The sequence below is a fragment of the Tamaricihabitans halophyticus genome (genome assembly GCF_004340875.1).
Taxonomy (GTDB): Bacteria; Actinomycetota; Actinomycetes; order Mycobacteriales; family Pseudonocardiaceae; genus Tamaricihabitans; species Tamaricihabitans halophyticus.
This window is the reverse complement of the sequence record NZ_SLXQ01000001.1, coordinates 1,393,952-1,410,575: the sequence shown is the minus strand read 5'-3', so window position 1 is coordinate 1,410,575 and position 16,624 is coordinate 1,393,952. Positions and strand designations below refer to the sequence as shown.

The 16,624-nt window shown below is 67.4% G+C and carries 18 protein-coding genes; 14 read left to right on the top strand and 4 right to left on the bottom strand.

Going from position 1 to position 16,624, the window contains the following annotated elements; genetic code table 11:
* Window positions 1-56: 56 nt before the first annotated feature.
* The gene (locus EV191_RS06815; protein WP_132875901.1) at window positions 57-644 is read left to right on the top strand and encodes a YqgE/AlgH family protein; all 588 of its coding nucleotides are present in this window, start codon (window positions 57-59) and stop codon (window positions 642-644) included.
* Between the two features lie 15 nt (window positions 645-659).
* Here EV191_RS06815 and EV191_RS06810 read toward each other — a convergent pair whose 3' ends face one another.
* Window positions 660-1,127: an SdpI family protein gene (locus EV191_RS06810; RefSeq protein WP_132875900.1), complete on the bottom strand. Its 468-nt coding sequence runs from the start codon at window positions 1,125-1,127 to the stop codon at window positions 660-662.
* Between the two features lie 201 nt (window positions 1,128-1,328).
* On the opposite strand from EV191_RS06810, the gene leuS reads away from it, so the two are divergent.
* A complete protein-coding gene (leuS, locus tag EV191_RS06805) occupies window positions 1,329-4,178 on the top strand; it encodes a leucine--tRNA ligase (protein ID WP_132875899.1) in 2,850 nt (949 codons plus the stop codon).
* Window positions 4,179-4,189: 11 nt separating this feature from the next.
* Window positions 4,190-4,594, top strand: a complete 405-nt coding sequence (locus EV191_RS06800) for a cupin domain-containing protein (protein ID WP_132875898.1) — start codon at window positions 4,190-4,192, stop codon at window positions 4,592-4,594.
* A gap of 9 nt (window positions 4,595-4,603) precedes the next feature.
* Here EV191_RS06800 and EV191_RS06795 read toward each other — a convergent pair whose 3' ends face one another.
* On the bottom strand, window positions 4,604-5,344 hold the full coding sequence (locus EV191_RS06795) for a TetR/AcrR family transcriptional regulator (RefSeq protein WP_132875897.1): 741 nt from the start codon (window positions 5,342-5,344) through the stop codon (window positions 4,604-4,606).
* A 201-nt stretch (window positions 5,345-5,545) separates the two neighbouring features.
* Between EV191_RS06795 and EV191_RS06790 the strand changes: the two genes are divergently transcribed.
* From EV191_RS06790 to EV191_RS06765, 6 genes are all read left to right on the top strand, one after another.
* The gene (locus tag EV191_RS06790) at window positions 5,546-6,103 is read left to right on the top strand and encodes a YbaB/EbfC family nucleoid-associated protein (protein WP_165912847.1); all 558 of its coding nucleotides are present in this window, start codon (window positions 5,546-5,548) and stop codon (window positions 6,101-6,103) included.
* A gap of 32 nt (window positions 6,104-6,135) precedes the next feature.
* Window positions 6,136-6,456 carry a type VII secretion target gene (locus EV191_RS06785; RefSeq protein ID WP_132875895.1) on the top strand — a complete coding sequence of 107 codons (321 nt, stop codon included), beginning with the start codon at window positions 6,136-6,138 and terminating at the stop codon, window positions 6,454-6,456.
* A complete protein-coding gene (locus EV191_RS06780) occupies window positions 6,456-7,430 on the top strand; it encodes a hypothetical protein (protein ID WP_132875894.1) in 975 nt (324 codons plus the stop codon). Before EV191_RS06785 ends, EV191_RS06780 begins: the two co-directional genes overlap by 1 nt.
* Before the next feature lie 8 nt (window positions 7,431-7,438).
* Window positions 7,439-8,029, top strand: coding sequence for a hypothetical protein (locus EV191_RS06775; protein ID WP_132875893.1), 591 nt, complete (start codon window positions 7,439-7,441; stop codon window positions 8,027-8,029).
* 298 nt (window positions 8,030-8,327) lie between these two features.
* On the top strand, window positions 8,328-9,218 hold the full coding sequence (locus EV191_RS06770; RefSeq protein ID WP_165912846.1) for a ribokinase: 891 nt from the start codon (window positions 8,328-8,330) through the stop codon (window positions 9,216-9,218).
* 36 nt (window positions 9,219-9,254) lie between these two features.
* Complete coding sequence (locus EV191_RS06765) at window positions 9,255-10,001, top strand: ParB N-terminal domain-containing protein (RefSeq protein WP_165912845.1); 747 nt, start codon at window positions 9,255-9,257, stop codon at window positions 9,999-10,001.
* Here the strand turns inward: EV191_RS06765 and EV191_RS06760 are convergent.
* Window positions 9,991-10,614, bottom strand: coding sequence for a DUF1707 SHOCT-like domain-containing protein (locus EV191_RS06760; protein WP_132875890.1), 624 nt, complete (start codon window positions 10,612-10,614; stop codon window positions 9,991-9,993). The genes EV191_RS06765 and EV191_RS06760 overlap by 11 nt on opposite strands.
* Window positions 10,615-10,707: 93 nt before the next feature.
* Between EV191_RS06760 and EV191_RS06755 the strand changes: the two genes are divergently transcribed.
* Together EV191_RS06755 and EV191_RS06750 are read left to right on the top strand one after the other, a co-directional pair.
* Entirely contained in the window at window positions 10,708-11,490 is a 783-nt protein-coding gene (locus EV191_RS06755) for a nucleotidyltransferase domain-containing protein (RefSeq protein WP_132875889.1), read from the top strand.
* Between the two features lie 34 nt (window positions 11,491-11,524).
* Window positions 11,525-11,947 (top strand): PPOX class F420-dependent oxidoreductase, encoded by a 423-nt coding sequence (locus EV191_RS06750; RefSeq protein WP_132875888.1) that lies wholly within the window; start codon window positions 11,525-11,527, stop codon window positions 11,945-11,947.
* A gap of 243 nt (window positions 11,948-12,190) precedes the next feature.
* Here EV191_RS06750 and EV191_RS06745 read toward each other — a convergent pair whose 3' ends face one another.
* Window positions 12,191-13,516, bottom strand: a complete 1,326-nt coding sequence (locus EV191_RS06745; RefSeq protein WP_132875887.1) for an amidohydrolase family protein — start codon at window positions 13,514-13,516, stop codon at window positions 12,191-12,193.
* Between the two features lie 137 nt (window positions 13,517-13,653).
* On the opposite strand from EV191_RS06745, the gene EV191_RS06740 reads away from it, so the two are divergent.
* From EV191_RS06740 to EV191_RS06730, 3 genes are read left to right on the top strand one after another with little or no spacing between them, the layout of a single operon-like run.
* On the top strand, window positions 13,654-14,688 hold the full coding sequence (locus tag EV191_RS06740) for a DUF418 domain-containing protein (protein WP_165912844.1): 1,035 nt from the start codon (window positions 13,654-13,656) through the stop codon (window positions 14,686-14,688).
* The gene (locus tag EV191_RS06735; protein WP_132875886.1) at window positions 14,689-15,951 is read left to right on the top strand and encodes a sensor histidine kinase; all 1,263 of its coding nucleotides are present in this window, start codon (window positions 14,689-14,691) and stop codon (window positions 15,949-15,951) included.
* Entirely contained in the window at window positions 15,951-16,601 is a 651-nt protein-coding gene (locus EV191_RS06730; RefSeq protein WP_132875885.1) for a response regulator, read from the top strand. The genes EV191_RS06735 and EV191_RS06730 overlap by 1 nt, the downstream gene beginning before the upstream one ends.
* Window positions 16,602-16,624 lie beyond the last annotated feature (23 nt).

Below are 16,624 nucleotides of genomic sequence, written 5' to 3'. Positions count from 1 at the left end.
TCGGACCCGGTGGTTACAAACCGAACACGCGCGACGACGCACACCGGTCGAGTGACATGATTGACCGTGTGGAGGAAGCGGATGCTGAGGTCGAGCCGGGGGTACTCCTGGTGGCGGCACCCACTATGGGCGACTCGAATTTTCGCCGCACGGTCGTGTACATCATTGATCACCGGGATGAGGGCACCCTCGGCGTCGTACTGAACCGCCCGAGCCAGGTGCCAGTGGACGACGTGCTTCCGGTGTGGGCGCGGCATGTCAGTGAACCGCAGGCGGTTTTCGTCGGCGGGCCAGTCGAGCAGAAGACCGCGCTCTGCCTTGCCGCGCTGCGTACCGGTGAGGATGCGCGCAGCATGCAGGGCGTGATCAGCGTGCACGGGCCGGTGGCGCTGATCGATCTGGACGCCGATCCGGATCTGCTGGCGAGCCGGGTGCGCGGGATCCGGGTGTTCGCTGGCTACGCCGGCTGGGACACCGGGCAGCTCGCCAGGGAACTGGATCGCGGCGACTGGCTGGTGGTGCCCGCACTGCCAGGCGATGTGCTTGCCATCCCGGACTTCGACCTCTGGGGCGCGGTGCTGCGCAGGCAGGGCCTGCCGGTGGCGCTACTCGCGACCCATCCGGGCGATCTACGGCGTAACTAGTTTGTCAGGCCAGCACTAGTTTGTTAGGGCAGCGCAGCCGGCACCGGCGCACCCGGTGCAGCTCGAGCAGCCGGCCGGCTTCGGCGGGTTGTCGGCGACCAGCTGGGCGGCACGGTGGCCGAGTATCCCGCCCGCGAGGGCGAGACCGACCATGCCGAGCATGCCGAGGATCCAGATGGTCAGCTGCATGGCGGCGTTGGACATGGTCAGCGGGATCAGTGCGGTGACCAAGCCGACCAGTGCGCCGCACAGCGTGGCAGGGCCGGCGATCCGGTTGGCCACCCGAAACGTCTCATCGCCGCGCATGCTCGCCGAGGTGCGTACGCCGATGAAGCGGTTCCGAGGCAGCCGCTCGCGGATGCCGAGCCAGCCGGCGCAACCAAGTGCGACCGCGCCGAGGCACAGCGAGACCGCAAGCAGAATGCGGACGCCGAGCGGGGCCGGGTCGGCGGCCTGCTGGGCGGTAGTAAGAGCGAGCAACACGAGACCAGCTTAAGCGCACGGTGGTGCCCCAGGTTTTCCGGTCGACACGCCAGCTATCATGCTGGTATGAGCATGACTCGCCTGCTCCTTAGTTAGCCGCGCCGGCTGACACACTCGCCGACGCGGCAGCCCCTCATGCCCAAAGCCGGGTTGGGGGGTTTTGTTGTATTTCGGGGCAGGACGCAAGGAGGACACACGGCAATGAGCGACGGCGCGACCGGCAGCACCGAGCAGACGCCCGCCTACCGCTACGACGCGGTCATGGCTGGCGACATCGAACGCCGCTGGCAAAAGTACTGGGCCGAAAACGGCAGCTTCTACGCGCCGAACCCGGTTGGCCCGCTTGCCGACCCCGCGCGTTCGGTGCCCGAGGACAAGCTGTTCCTGCAGGACATGTTCCCCTACCCGTCCGGGTCGGGGCTGCACGTGGGCCATCCGCTGAGCTATATCGCCACCGACGTTTACGCCAGGTACAACCGGATGAACGGCCGGAACGTGCTGCACACCATGGGCTTCGACGCCTTCGGGCTGCCAGCCGAGCAGTACGCGGTGCAGACCGGTACCCATCCGCGGAGCACCACCGAGGCGAATATCGAGCGGTTCCTTGCACAGATCCGCCAGCTGGGCTTCGGGCATGACGAGCGCAGGCGGTTCGCCACCACCGATGTGTCCTACTACCGCTGGACGCAGTGGATCTTCCTGCAGATCTACAACGCCTGGTACGACGACCAGCAGCAGAAGGCGCGCCCGATCGACGAGCTGATCGCCGAGTACGCGCAGGGCACCCGGCCGACCCCGGACGGGCGTGGCTGGGCCGAGCTGAGCACCGTGGAGCAGCGCAAGGTCATCGACTCGCATCGGTTGGTCTACCAGTCCGAGGCGCCGGTCAACTGGTGCCCCGGGCTGGGCACGGTGGTGGCCAACGAGGAGGTCACCCCGGATGGCCGCAGCGATCGAGGCAACTTCCCGGTGTTCCGGAAGAACCTGCGCCAGTGGATGATGCGGATCACCGCGTATGCGGATCGGCTGGTGGATGACCTGGACCGGCTGGACTGGCCGGACAAGGTCAAAACGATGCAGCGCAACTGGATCGGTCGCTCCGTTGGCGCGAACGTGTACTTCCCGGTCGGCGAGCACCGCATCGAGGTGTTCACCACCCGTCCGGACACCCTGTTCGGGGCGACCTACCTGGTGCTGGCTCCGGAACACCCGCTGGTTGAGCAGATCACCGGCGCGGTCTGGCCGGCCAATGTGGACGCTCGGTGGACCGGTGGTGCGGCGGACCCGGCGGCCGCGGTTGCCGACTACCGGCGCGCGGTATCACTGAAGTCCGAGCTGGACCGCCAGGAGAACAAGGACAAGACCGGTGTGTTCACCGGCGCGTACGCGACAAACCCGGTGAACGGTAAGGAAATCCCGGTTTTCATCGCGGACTACGTGCTGATGGGCTACGGCACCGGCGCGATCATGGCGGTGCCTGGCCATGACCAGCGCGACTGGGATTTCGCCGAAGAGTTCGGCCTGGAGATCGTCCGCACCGTGCAGCCGGCGGAAGGGTTCGACGGCAAGGCGTTCACCGGCGCCGGCCCGGCGATCAATTCCGGCTTCCTGGACGGGATGGACGTCGAGGAGGCGAAGCAGGCGATCGTCGACTGGCTGGCCGAGCGCGGCTTCGGGGTGGGCACCACCGAGTACAAGCTGCGGGACTGGTTGTTCGCGCGGCAGCGGTACTGGGGCGAGCCGTTCCCGATCGTCTATGACGAGCACGGGATGCCGCATCCGTTGCCGGCCGACCAGCTGCCGGTGGAGCTGCCTGATGTGCCGGACTACGCGCCAACCAGCTATGACCCGGACGATGCGGATACCGAGCCGAACCCACCGCTGGCGAAGGCAACCGACTGGGTCGAGGTCGAGCTGGATCTGGGTGACGGGCCGAAGAAGTACCGCAGGGACACCAATGTGATGCCGCAGTGGGCCGGCTCCTGCTGGTACCAGCTGCGTTACATCGATCCAAGCAACGACGAAGCCTTCGTGGCCGCGCAGAACGAGCAGTACTGGGTCGGCAAGCGGCCGGCCGAGCACGGCGCGAACGACCCCGGCGGGGTGGACCTGTACATCGGTGGCGTCGAGCACGCCGTGCTGCACTTGCTGTACGCCCGGTTCTGGCACAAGGTGCTGTTCGACCTGGGGCACGTGTCCTCCGAGGAGCCGTATCGCCGGTTGGTGAACCAGGGCTACATCCAGGCCTACGCGTACACCGGTGCCAGGGGCAGCTACGTTCCGGCCGAAGATGTGTCCGAACAGGACGGAAAGTTCTTCTACCAGGGCGAGCAGGTCCGGCGCGAGTACGGGAAGATGGGCAAGAGCCTGCGCAATGTCGTCACCCCGGACGAGATGTGCGAGCAGTACGGGGCGGACACCTTCCGGTTCTACGAGATGGCGATGGGGCCGCTGGAAGTCTCCCGCCCGTGGGCAACCAAGGATGTGGTTGGCGCGCAACGGTTCCTGCAACGACTGTGGCGCAACGTGGTCGATGAGCAGACCGGCGAGCCGCGAGTATCCGATGTAGACCCGACCGAGAACGACCTGCGCGCGCTGCACAAGGCGATCGCCGGGGTGCGCGAGGAGTTCAGCGAGCTACGGTTCAACACCGGCGGGGCGAAGCTGATCGAGTTCAACAACCATCTGACGAAGGTCTACGCCGGCGCCGACGCGACGCCGAGGGCCCTGGTGGAACCCCTGGTGTTGATGCTGGCACCGCAGTGCCCGCATATCGCCGAGGAACTGTGGCAGCGGTTGGGGCACACCGAATCGCTGGTGCACGGGCCGTTCCCGGAGGCCGATGAGCGGTACCTGGTGGACGAAACCGTGGAGTATCCGATCCAGGTGAACGGCAAGGTGCGCGCGCGGGTGACCGTGCCGAGCGAGGCCGGGCAGGACGAGGTGCGCGCGGCGGCGTTGGCTGACGAGAAGATCGTGGAAATCCTGGCTGGCGAGCAGCCGCGCAAGGTTATCGTGGTTCCCGGTCGGCTGGTGAACGTCGTGGCTTAGGAGTGGGTTCGATGTTGGAGCGCTCGGGGGCGGGTGCCTTCGATTTTGAACTGCACGAGGGGTCGAACACGCGCATCCAGTGGCATTTCTTCGAGCGCAACCGGTTGCCGGTTGCGGTGCAGAGCTGGGAGATCCCGCCGGGTGGCGCCGAAGGCATGCACGCGCACGACGAGGATGAGCCGCTCGAGGAGCTGTACCTGGTAGTCGCCGGCGAGGCCACGATGCGCGTGGCCGAGCAGACCTACGAGCTGGGGCCGGGCGATTCGGTGCTTGCCCCGGTCGGCGTGGACCACGATGTGCGCAATACCGGCAGCGAACCACTGAAAATGGTGGTTGTCTGGGGCGCGCCAGGTGAGGCCGATTTCAGCGAGTTCGGTACCGCCAAGGCCGCGCGCGCCGCGCGAACCGACGGCTGATCCGGGCCGTTACGGGGTCAGGCCGATATCGCGGATCAGGCTGGTCAGGTTCGCCTCGAACAGTGCGTCCGGGTTGCTCAACGGGCCGGGGAACCTGCCGAACACCTCGAGCGCTACATGCCCGTAGAGCCGTACCCAGAACTGCAGGATCTGGTAGGTGGCACCAATACTCAACCGCGCTTCGGTGAGTACCACGCCGCGTTCGGCGATCGTGCCGAGCAGGTTGTCCCGGAACGTGGCCAGGTCGGCGACCAGCTCGTCTGGGATCGCCTCCACTGGCTGCGGGGCGAGCTCGTGGGTGGCGAGCACCTGTCCGGCCACGGAGAGGAACACCTTGCCGAAGCCATCCTGTGGCCACTGAGCGGGTGCCAGCTTCGGCGGCGTTTCTTCCTCCTGCATCAGCGAAGCGAAAGACAGCACGAACTCCCGTGGATGCGCGACCGACCAGCCACGGAAACCCCGGCAGGCGGCGCGCACCTGTTCCACCGCGTCGTCCTCGGGCGCCTTGGCGAGTTCCGTGACCATCTGCTCGGCCAGATCCACGCAGATGTCCACGCGTAGCTGATCGAGCAGTGCGGCGCGCGACGAGTAATAGCGGTACAGCGCCGGGGCGGTGATGCCGAGGCCACGCGCGATGGCGCGCAGCGTCACGGCTTCATGGCCCTGCTCGACGAGGAGTTCGCGGGCATGTTGCCGGATATCGCGTTCGGTATCCACGCGGCTGCGTGGCCTGCGGGCGGGCTGCGGCATTGCGGGTCTCCGGCGTGGTGCTCGTTCGGTCTTCGACATTGGCCGAGGGCGTTGTCGGTCGACCGTAACGCAACGTGCCGGCTGGTCGCCTGGTCAGCCGGTATGCGCTGGCTGGGTGGACTTTTCGGACAACGCCTGCGCGGCGTCCGGGTAACTGCGAGACTGCGCAGAGTTCGGGACAGCACACTGCGGGAAACGGTAATGACAGAACCCAATGATCCAGATGCTTGGCAGCGTAATTACGAAGCCAAGCTGGCGAATATCGCCGAACGCAACGAGCGGATGATCGAGGAACTGGAACAGGTTCAGGCCACCGAGCGAAGCAAGGACGGCCAGATCAGCGTGACGGTGAACAACCAGGGTGCGCTCGCCGACCTGCAGCTGGGCAATGCGTTACGGCAGCGGGAAGGCAGCGAGGTCGCCGGCGAGGTGCTGCGTCTGGTGAGCGCGGCGCAGGCCAAGGTGGCGGACGCGGTGCGGCAGGGCATGGAGCCGTATCTCGGTGGCACCGCGGCGATGGACTACGTGGTCGATCATCTGAGTGCCGCGCAGGCTCCGCCGGAACCGCAAGGGTTCACCCCTGGCGGGGGTGGTGCCCCCGATGCCGCTTCCTTCCTACGCACTACCTGGGAAAACGACGAGGGTGGCCAGGATTCGCCTCCGCAATCTTCCGGACCGGCGCAGCAACCGCCGCAGCGGCCGTCTCGTCCAACCGACGACGAGGACGACGACTTTGGCGGCGGGTCGATCCTGCGCTGAGCGTTGGTGCCGAAAGACGAGGGGACGAAGAGATGTCGAGTGCGGCTGGCGGTGGAAACTTCGATGTTTCCACCGAGGAAATGCGCACCCATGCGGGCAAGGTCACGGGTGTCGGTGAGCGATTGGGCACCGCGGCATCCGCTGCGAAGCAAACCACGCTGAACACCGAGGCGTTCGGGCTGATTGGGCAGTTCCTGGTGCCGGGTGTGCTCGCGGTCAGCGGTGCGGCGACCCTGGCGATCGGTGCGGCGAAGACTTCGGCGGAGAACCTGGCCGAATCGGTCAAAGGCGCGGCCGAGGACTATGACCAGACCGAGGAGTCCAACGCCAAACCGTTCGAGAAGGGGTACTGATGTCCGAGAACCCACTGATCGCGGAGGAGAAGGCGCCTAGTGCCACCAAGGGCGCCGGTGTGGTGGACAGCGTGGCCAGCACGGTCGACTCGATCTCGAACGGTAACTGGGCCGAAGGACTGCTCGGCGGGGCGGGTGCTGTGGTCGGCGCGGCCGGCATGATGGCCGATCCCCTTGGTGAGCTAGCCAAGGCGGGTGTTGGCTGGTTGATCGAGCACGTCGAGTTCCTGAAGGAACCGATGGATGCGCTGGTCGGGGATCAGGAAGCGATCGCCGCGATGAGCGAGACCTGGACCAATGTCAGCACCGAGGTGCAGGGGGCGGCCGAAGACCTGCGTACCGCGGTGTCCACGGATACCGCGCGATTCGTGGGCCAGGCTGCGGAGGCTTACCGGCCGTTCGCGGAGGACCAGGCAAACCATATTGGCGGCGTATCCACCGCGGCGGACGGTGCCGCGCAGATGGTCAGCATGTGCGGCGTCGTGCTCGGTGTGGTGCGGCAGATTGTGATCGACCTGATTGGCCAGGCCGTCGCGGAGCTGATCGAGGCCGCGCTCAGATGGGCCGCCGCCATGGGACTGACCCTCGGGCTAGCCACACCGGGGATGATCGGTGATCTGGTAAGGATCGCCCTGAAATGGGCAGACGACATTTCTGAGTGGGTTGAAAGGATTACCAAGGCGTTCAAGCAAGCCGACGGCTTGATGGCCAGGCTTCTCGAAGGCGTCGAAAAGGTGAAGACAAAACTGGACGACTTCGCTCAGGGAATACAGAAGGTTACTAAGCCGTTCGGGGACGACATTACGATCAAGCGGCCCGGCATGTCGGATACTGGTAAGTGGCAAGGCAGTGTTGACCCCAGGGCACTTGCCGGGAACACCGCGGTTGGTGAGGCGCAGAAGCAGACCGCGCAAGGGATCGATGACACGTACAACCCGGACGAAGAACAGCAGGCCAGCGAGAAGTCGGGGTAGGTGCGGCGATGTACGGCCAACCGGCGCAGCCGAACGGGTTCACCATCGACGTGGGCGCGCGAGCTGGTAAGCACTACAAGGGAAGTATCACTTTCGTCCTGGTGCTTGGAGTTCTTTCCCTGGCCGCCATCGGTTGGCCCACTCTGTCCACAGCTGGGCGATTTGGCGGCGCTGTGTTCGCGGCCGTGTTTTTCCTGATAGCCCTGTCCATTTACTTGGGGGAGAAGCGTCGTCCCGCGTGGCAGTTGTTCCACGTGGAACCACAAGGGCTGCGCTGGGAGGAACCGACTGATAAGGCCTGGGCGGTGCGCTGGGACGAGCTCACCCGGTTGCGCATCGGCGCGACCGTCGAGCGCAATCAGAATGGCGGCAGACGAACCGTGCATACGCTGGATCTGTTCCCGGCAAACCCGCAGTTCGCCGAGCAGCATCCGCCCCTTGCCGCGCGGCACCAGGTCTTCTACGGCTATGACTTCTACCGGGTCCTCATGAAGATCACCGACGCGGACGTTCAGCAGATCCAGGCGGCCACGGACGCATTCCGCCCAGGGATCTACAGCTACGAGCGGCTCACCAGATCCGGCGGCCGGCAGGTGTGACGGCTAAGCGAGGTTTTGCGTTGCCAGCGTCGATCGCTCGGGGGGCTAGGCGATCGACGCCGGCAACAGCCCGGCCTGGAAGTTGGCCGGACACCTCGCTCCGCAGCGGGTGGCCGCGGAGATCCGTGACCGCACGAGTCGGCCGTCCCTCGGCTGGCGGTACCCGTTAAGAGTTACTTCCTATTGTGACACCGCACAGAGTGACGATCCATGTGCTCATGCGAAAACACGAATGAATCTCCCCTTAGACGTAGCACGGCACCAATCGGTTCCCGAAGGATCGTGGCAAAGTGAGCTCGTGCGTAATCGGGTGATCGTCGTGGGATCGGCCAACGCGGACCTGGTGGTCGCCGTGGACCGCCGCCCCGGCGCGGGTGAAACGGTCCTTGGTGCGGATACGGTCGTGCTACCTGGCGGGAAAGGCGCGAACACGGCGGTGGCCGCCGGCAAACTGGGCGCTCGGGTGGCGTTGTTCGGTGCGGTGGGCACCGACGCGCATGGCCAGCTGCTGCTGGATTCGCTGCGCAACGCGGGCGTGGACACAGCGCTGGTGCGCACGGTGGATCGGCCGACCGGCATCGCCTACATCACCGTCACCCCGGACGGGGAGAACTCGATCATCGTCTCCCCCGGCGCGAACTCCGCGGTCGCGGACATCGAGCCGACCATGCTGGATACGGCCGCGGTGGTGGTCGGCTCGCTGGAGATCCCGCTACCGGTGGTGGAACACGCCATGGCGGCCGCGGCTGCGCATGGCGCGCGGCCGGTGCTGAACCTGTCCCCAGCCACCGAGGTCTCCGCAGCCACACTCGCGGTACTCGATCCGCTGGTAGTGAACGAACACGAGGCCAGCTGGTTACTCGGCGGGCGAACCGGCGCGGCCACCGAGCTGGCCACGGAGCTGCGCACGCTTGGCCCGCGTTCGGTGCTGATCACCCTCGGCGCGCGCGGGGCGGTGGTCGCCGACGACCAGGGCACGATCGAGGTACCCGCACCGAGCGTGCGGGCCGTGGACACCACCGGCGCTGGTGACGCGTTTGCCGGCGCACTGGCCGCCGCGCTCGCCGGGGGTGCCGGATTGGCCGAGGCAGCGCGGCAGGCGAGCAGGGTCGCGGCGATCTCGGTGACCAAACCTGGTGCCCAACCGTCCTATCCCCTGGCCAGCGAGTTGGGGAATGCCGGTACCTAGCGCGCTGTTTCGACCGCTATGGGCGTGTTGGCGCGGGTGCGAGCGGTCGGGCGTAGCGAGGATCGATCGATCATCGCGCTGGACGATGCGTTAGCGGCACTGGGCGACGACGGATACGTCGAATCCGGCTACCGCGAAGTGCCGTTGCGCGGGATCGTCGGCACCGCGGCCCGCTCCGCCGATTTCGATATCGAGTTCCGCCCGCTACACCGCGCGGTGCGAGACCGGCAACAGCAGCTTGCCGCGGCGGTGCTTGCCGGTAAGCAGCTGCCGCCGGTCGAGCTGGTGCAGTTGGGCGAGATGTACTTCGTGCGCGACGGTCATCACCGTGTTTCGGTGGCCAGATCACTCGGCTGGCCCAGTATCACCGCCTGGGTGCGGCGCAGCTGCACGATCGCGTTCGGCGAGGCCTGCCTGCGGCTTGCCCATCTGCCAAGCAAAGCCGCCGAGCGGGTCTTTCTCGAGCGCGTCCCATTGCCCGACGAGGTGCGCAAGCGGCTCTGGCTGGTGCGACCGGACGGCTGGGCACGGCTCGGCGATGCGGCCGAGTCCTGGGGTTATGCCCAGCTGATGGCGGGCAGGCGATTCCCGGAACGGGCGGATCTGGCGCGTGCCTGGTGGACCGAGGAAGTGCAGCCGGTCGTTGCGGCAGCTCGCGCGGTGCGGGAAACGGAGCGGGATGTGCAGCTATACGCGGCGGCCCTGCTCATGCGCGATCGGCAGGGCTTGGCCAGCTGGCCCTGCCCGCTGACCAAGTTCGTCGAGCAGGCGCTCAGCTACTGAACAGGCCGCGCTTGCGGTAGCGAATCTTCAGCGCTCCCCCGTGCACATTGCCGGTGACCACTATGTGTGGATTGCCCGCGCGGCCGGAGGCGTCCGTCTTGTTGTCCACCGAACCGTATTTGATCTCGCCGATCGAATCGGTGGACACGGTGGCCGAGGTCGGCACCACGATCTCGGTGGACGACCACTTCGACTCCAGCACCACGTGCACGACGTTGCTGGTCAACCGCGCTTCGGAGAAGTCAAGCTTGGTGGCGCCGTACTTGTTCCGGATGATCAGCTCGCGCGGCGCGGTCCACTGCCCACCCCGGCGTAGCGAGGAGTACTTCGCGGTCAGCACCTGCCGTTCGGTGCCATCCCCGAGCGGTACGGTGCTCGGCCCGATCGGCGCGGCCGGCTGCGGTGGCGCCGAGTCCCGGTGCACGATGCCGGAAAGATCGATCAGCACCACGTTCAGCTCTTGCCGGGTCGTCGCGGCCAGTGCGGTATCCGTGCGGGTGGTGAACTCGTCCAGGTCGATCAACCCGCGCCCGATCGCCTTCTGCAGCAGTTCGACCACATGCTCGCGTTCGGCATCGGATACCCGAAACTCGCGGGGGTTCACCTCGATCATGTGACCAGCCTAAGAGCAATCCGGGCCGGGCGAATCAGGGAAAACCCCGAACCCGTCCCCGGGTCCGGGCACACCGGGTCATACAGTGCCGGCATGTCCGCCACAGCAGTCTTGCCCACGCCGGTAGCGCGGGTGGCCAGCCAACTCGCCGAAATCCCCGGGGTGCTCGCCGTCGTCCTCGGCGGGTCACGGGCGACCGGTGTCGCGAAAGAGGACAGCGACTGGGATCTCGGCGTTTACTACCGCGCGGGGCAGCGGGTGATTGATCCGGCCGACGTCCGCGCGCTCGGCTATCCCGGCTACGTGTCGGCGCTCGGCGAATGGGGGCCGATCGTGCACGGCGGAGCCTGGCTCAAGGTCGACGGCATCCAGGTCGACGTGCTGTTCCGGGATCTGGACCAGCTGGACGCCTGGCGGCAGGACGCCGAGCGCGGCGAATTCGAGGTACTGACCCAGGCGGGTCACCTGGTTGGCGCACCGACGTACCTGCCGATTGGCGAGCTGGCCAGTTGCCTGCCGATCCACGGCACGATCGACCGGCCGGAGTTCCCCGCAGCGCTTGCCGAATCGGCGCCGGCACGGTGGTTTGGCCAGGCCAGCGTGGGCCTGATGTTCGCGGACGGCTATGCCGGGATCGGCGATGTCACCTGCTGCGCGGGAGCCCTGGCGCAGGCGGTGTTGTGTGTCGGGCATGCCCGGCTGGCCGCGCAGCGGGAGTGGGTGCTCGGCGAGAAACGGCTGATCGACAGGGCCGGGCTGGCCGAGGTGCAGCCGCTACTCGCGAACATCGGCGAGGACAGCGAGGCACTGCAGGCGAGTGTGGCCGCGGTGCGCGCGGCGCTCGGCATCGAGGCGCTGCACAAGTCCGCGCCTTGACCTCTAGGTTGGTTGAGGTTCTAACGTCGTATGCATGATCTTCAGTGAAGCGGAACGCAATTACCTGAAAACCCAGCAGCTGGGCCGGATGGCGACGGTGAGCCGGGATGGCGCGCCGGAAGTCAAGGCCATCGGTTTCACGTTCGACCCGGAAACCGGGACGATCGACACCGGTGGACCTGGCCTCAGTTCCACCAAGCGGTGGCGGAATCTCCAGCACAACCCGCTCGTCTCGTTCATCGTGGACGATATGACCCCGGATGAGCCTGGCGAGGTGGCGCCGGGTTGGGGGCGCGGAGTGGAGATCCGTGGCCGGGTCGAGTTGCTCGACGACCACGAACCTCCGATGGCGCCTGACTTCTTTAGCCGTGAAGTGATCCGGATACACCCGACGCGGGTGGTCAGCTGGCATCTCGATGCCGCTCGTCCCGAGATAGCCGCGCGTGATGTGCGGTGATCCGGATCCCCCAGCTACATCCAGGACCAGCTCTTGCGCGGTGGTAGCTCGCGTTCCGGCTGGGCCTCGGTGGTGTTCTCGATCATCGTTACCCCATTCCCGACCCTCCCGCGTTGGCGTGGTGGGGGCGCATATTACGGAGAGAGTCGGTCTTGCGCCCCGCAATACTAAAGTAGGTAACGCCGGTAGCACCTCAGTAGCGCGGTTGATGGACACCGCGCTACTGACGGTAAAGAGCTTCGGCTACTCGGGTTCTGGCAGCTCCGGCCACAGCTCCCGGATGCCGCGCAGGATCTGCGCGTTGCAGGCGCGTAACCAGGCAAGACCGGCTTCCTCGGCGGCGCTGCCCGGGTAGGCCTCCGGTTGCGCGGCGCGACCAGCCACCCACATCGAACGCAGTCGCTGGCTGTCCGCGATATTCGTGCTGGGGTCGCCGTCGACGAGCAGCAGATCAGCGCGCGCACCGACCTGCAGCCGGCCGCGATCGGCGAGACCGAACACCTCGGCTGGCCGGGATGTCGCGGCGGCGAGTGCCTCGGCTGGCGCTAGCCCGGCCCGCACCAGCTTGGCCAACTCGCGATGCAGGCTCGCGCCGGGCACCAGGCCGGGGTTGGGTGCATCGGTGCCGGCCAGTACTCGCACGCCGGCCTCAGCCAGTGCTCGTGTGTTGGCCAGCGCGCTCGCCGCATCCGGTGGTGTCGGCGGCATCCAGCGTTGTGCCTGCTCGGCGAGCAGTTGACGCCAGGCTGGCGGCAGTAGCGGAGCCAGTGCCGGTTCGGTGGCCAGCGGTAGCTCGCCGCCGGGCGAGGGAAACCCGTCGGTGACGGACAGCGTCGCGATCAGCGCGAGCCCGGCTTGCGCCACCTCGTGTACCTGCGCATCGGACATCGGATCGAACGGCACATGGGCGAGCACGTCCACGCCACACCTGGCGACGAGTACCGCCCCCGCCGCGGTGGACACATGCGCCACCACCGGCAGCTCCGCCCGGTGCGCGGCGGACACCAGCGCTTCGATGGTGGCTACCTCGAGCGCGGGGATGTCCAGCGCCAACCCGGAACCGTCGTCGTAGATCACCTTCAGATGGGTGGCGCCTTCGGCGATCCGGGCGTGTACGAAGGGCTCCGCGTCGGCTGGCCTGGTCACGTACGGGAACGGCGCGTAGGCAAGGGTGGGATGGCCATTCGGCGCGGTCGCGCCGATGCTCGAGGTGCGCAGGTCCGCCCTTGCCGGACCGTGCCCTTCGGCTGCTCTTCGCGCGGCGGCTAGCTCCGGCTCGATCACCTCGGGCTTGCTGAACTGGTCAACCAGCGTGGTGACACCGAAGTTCGCGGCAAGCTGCGTGCAGCCGGGCAGTAGGTGTACATGTGCGTCGATAAGGCCGGGCAGCAGCGTGCCGCCCTGGGCGTCCAGCACCGTGTCCCCCGGTTCGCGAATCGATGCCGCGCCGAGTGCGGTGATCCGGTCGCCGGCGATCCGCAGACAGCCGGCCGCAAGCGTTTGCGCGCCGTCGAACAGCCGGGCATTGATGATCGTGCAGGGCTCGGCGTAGCGTGCGGTTGTCGGCATACTCGGACGGTAAAGTCTCCACCTACTGGAGAGTCCAGCTCACTGGCTTCACTCAGTGGAGTCATACCTGAGAACTAGGCGGAGTCCGGTCGCGTGGCCGAAGCGGTCCGGGTGCGGCGCGCGTGACGATAGGCCCCATGTCCGAGCCGACTCCACTATCGACTGCCGCGCGCCCGGCCAACCGGATCATCGCGCTGGACGCACTCCGGGGCTTCGCGCTGTGCGGCATCATCTTCATCAACATCCCGCAGACCATGGATATGCTCGCGGTTGCCGCGAATGCGCCGGATGGCCTGCGGCTGTTCGTCAGCGGACGCTTCTACCCCATCTTCTGCCTGCTCTTCGGGATCGGCTTCGGGATCTTTCTCGCCTCGGCGATGCGGCGCACCGCGAACCCGCGCGCCTTGTTGGTGCGGCGGTTGCTCATGCTCACCGCGCTCGGCGGCCTGCATCATCTGCTGCAGCCGGGCGAAGTGCTGCTCTGGTACGGGCTCACCGGGCTACTGGTGTTGCTGCCGTTCAGCTATGCCACCGGGAAGGTGAACGCACTGGTCGGTTGCGTGTGCACGGTGGCGGGGCTGGCCACTGGCCTTGGTTTGGCGCTGTTGCCGGGGATCTTCCTGGTCGGGTTCGCGCTCGCCCAGCTTGGCGTACCCGGTTGGCTGGTGGCGGCCAGGCGCGCGCTGCTCATCGGACTGTTCGGTAGTGCGGGCGTCGCGGCGCTCGCCTACCTCGCCGTCACCGCGGGGATGTTCACCGGGATGCTCGACCGCGCCGCTGGCCTGCTGTTCTCGCTGGCGATGGCGATGGGCTACGTCGCCGCGTTCCTGTTGTTGCTGCGGCTGCCGCTGGTCGGTGACGTGCTGGGCAAGCTGCTCGCGCCGCTCGGTCGGCTGGCGCTGACCAACTACCTCACCGCGACGCTGCTTTTCGTGCCGCTTGGGCATGCGCTGGGGCTGGTCGGTTCGGCCCGCTGGGGGACGGCGGCGCTGCTGGCGACCGGGATTCTGCTGGTCCAACTGGTGTGGAGCCACGCCTGGTTGCGTGGGTTCGGCTACGGTCCGGTCGAATGGGCGTGGCGATGTGTCACCTACTGGCGGCTGCTGCCTATCCGGCCGGCCAGCGACAAACCGCTGGCTCAGGCGCCGCACGTCCGGGCAGAAAGGAGCTGAGTGCGGGAGTTCTGGCTGCATTGGCGCAGCGTGCTCGCCAAGTTCGGGGCGCGTACCCCGACCGGTCGGGATACCGCGGTGGCGCTCGCACTGGCCGTGCTGCTGTTGCTGGCGCACATCTCGGTGACCCTGGCGGTACACGATGGCCAGCTACCGGTATCGCTGCCGGTTTTTGTCTGGCTGAACCTGGTGGTCACCGCTGATCTGGGCACGATCGCGCTGCGCAGGAAAGCGCCAAGGCTGGCGCTGGCCGCCGCGGTTGGCATGCTGCTGGTCGCCACCACGCTCCCGCACAGCTACGCCGGCGCTGGCATCGGCGTGCTGGTCTGCGGCTATACGGTTGCCGTGCTGCTGCCCGCGCGTTCGGCGATGCCCGCGATCGGGGCCAGCGCGCTCGTCACGATCGGCGGTGGCGTGCTCGCCGTTGCCCTCGGTGGCTCAGTGGCCGGGCTACCGGTTTTCTGGGGTAACGACGGCAGCAGCACGTGGAACCTGGTGCTCGCCGGGCTGGCCAGCCACGCGCTCGCCGGGTTGCTCGGCGGCTACATCCGAACGAGGCGGGCGTATCTCGCCGAACTCACTGCGCGAATCGCGCTGCTGCACGCGGATCGGGCGGAACGCGCGGCCGCCGCGGTGCGCGCGGAGCGCGGCCGGATCGCCCGTGAGCTGCATGATGTGGCCGCGCACGACCTCTCCGCGATCGTGGTGCAGGCCGGCGCGGCGGAACGGCAGCTGGACGGAGATCCGGAAGGCACCAGGAACACGCTGCGGGAGATCCGCGCGCAGGGGCGGCGCACCCTTGGCGCACTGCGCGAACTGGTCGGCATCATGCGGGCTGGGGACACCGAGGACGCGGCGCGGGCGCCGACACCGGGGCTGGGTGAACTGGACGGCTTGGTGCGCGGCGCGCGGGAATCCGGCATGATCGTGCGGCTGGTCATCGGCGAGCAGGTCGCGGCGGCGCAACCAGCCGCCTCGGTCGAGCTGGCGGTGTACCGGTTGGTGCAGGAGGCGTTGACCAACGCGCGGCGGCATGCACCCGAGGCCGAGGTGGATATCCGGCTCGACTACGCGGAAGGCGAACTCGACGTGGCGGTGCGCAATGGTCCTGGGGCGGTCCCCGCGCAGGAGCCCACCGATGCCGCTGGGTATGGCCTGGTCGGTATGCGCGAGCGGGTGCAGCATGCCGGCGGCAACCTGACCGTCGGGCCGACGCGGGATGGTGGCTGGTCGGTGCACGCTAGGTTCGGCCGGGACAGCTGATGAGCATTCGAGTGGTACTCGCCGATGACCAGGCTGTGGTCCGGGCGGGTTTTCGCACCATCCTGGAGTCCGAGCCGGATATCAGCGTGGTCGGCGAGGCCGAGGACGGGCACCAGGCGGTGCACCTGGCGATCGAGCAGTCCCCCGACCTGTTGCTGCTGGACGTGCGGATGCCCCGGATGGACGGGATCGCCGCGGTCGAGCAGCTGCGTGCGGCGGGCATCAACACCGCGGTGCTGATGATTACCACGTTCGACCTGGACGAGTACGTATTCGCGGCGTTGCGAGGTGGGGCGAACGGGTTCCTGCTCAAGGACATCGAGCCGACCGAGCTGGTGGCTGCCATCCGGGTGGTGGCCGCCGGCGATGGTCTGGTGGCGCCGGGGGTGACCAAGCGGCTGATCGCGGAGTTCGCGCGGAGCACGCCACCACCGGTGACCGGTCCGCTGCCGGAGCTCACCGAGCGGGAGCGGGAGACCCTGCTGCTGATCGCGAAGGGCATGTCCAACCAGGAGATCGCCACCGCGCTCACGGTCAGCCCGGCAACGGTGAAAACGCATGTTGGCAGCCTGCTGCTGAAACTGGGCTGCCGGGACCGGGTACAGGCGGTGGTTTTCGCCTACGAGCACGGCTACGTCCGACCCCGCTAACGCCAAAGAACGCGGTCACGGGG

Bases quoted from the DNA above. Each gene is read 5' to 3' on its own strand.
- EV191_RS06815 (WP_132875901.1), top strand. From the start codon at position 57: ATGATTGACCGTGTGGAGGAAGCGGATGCTGAGGTCGAGCCGGGGGTA.
- leuS (WP_132875899.1), top strand. From the start codon at position 1,329: ATGAGCGACGGCGCGACCGGCAGCACCGAGCAGACGCCCGCCTACCGC.
- EV191_RS06800 (WP_132875898.1), top strand. From the start codon at position 4,190: ATGTTGGAGCGCTCGGGGGCGGGTGCCTTCGATTTTGAACTGCACGAG.
- EV191_RS06795 (WP_132875897.1), bottom strand. From the start codon at position 5,344: ATGCCGCAGCCCGCCCGCAGGCCACGCAGCCGCGTGGATACCGAACGC.
- EV191_RS06790 (WP_165912847.1), top strand. From the start codon at position 5,546: ATGACAGAACCCAATGATCCAGATGCTTGGCAGCGTAATTACGAAGCC.
- EV191_RS06785 (WP_132875895.1), top strand. From the start codon at position 6,136: ATGTCGAGTGCGGCTGGCGGTGGAAACTTCGATGTTTCCACCGAGGAA.
- EV191_RS06780 (WP_132875894.1), top strand. From the start codon at position 6,456: ATGTCCGAGAACCCACTGATCGCGGAGGAGAAGGCGCCTAGTGCCACC.
- EV191_RS06775 (WP_132875893.1), top strand. From the start codon at position 7,439: ATGTACGGCCAACCGGCGCAGCCGAACGGGTTCACCATCGACGTGGGC.
- EV191_RS06760 (WP_132875890.1), bottom strand. From the start codon at position 10,614: ATGATCGAGGTGAACCCCCGCGAGTTTCGGGTATCCGATGCCGAACGC.
- EV191_RS06755 (WP_132875889.1), top strand. From the start codon at position 10,708: ATGTCCGCCACAGCAGTCTTGCCCACGCCGGTAGCGCGGGTGGCCAGC.
- EV191_RS06750 (WP_132875888.1), top strand. From the start codon at position 11,525: ATGATCTTCAGTGAAGCGGAACGCAATTACCTGAAAACCCAGCAGCTG.
- EV191_RS06745 (WP_132875887.1), bottom strand. From the start codon at position 13,516: ATGCCGACAACCGCACGCTACGCCGAGCCCTGCACGATCATCAATGCC.
- EV191_RS06740 (WP_165912844.1), top strand. From the start codon at position 13,654: ATGTCCGAGCCGACTCCACTATCGACTGCCGCGCGCCCGGCCAACCGG.
- EV191_RS06730 (WP_132875885.1), top strand. From the start codon at position 15,951: ATGAGCATTCGAGTGGTACTCGCCGATGACCAGGCTGTGGTCCGGGCG.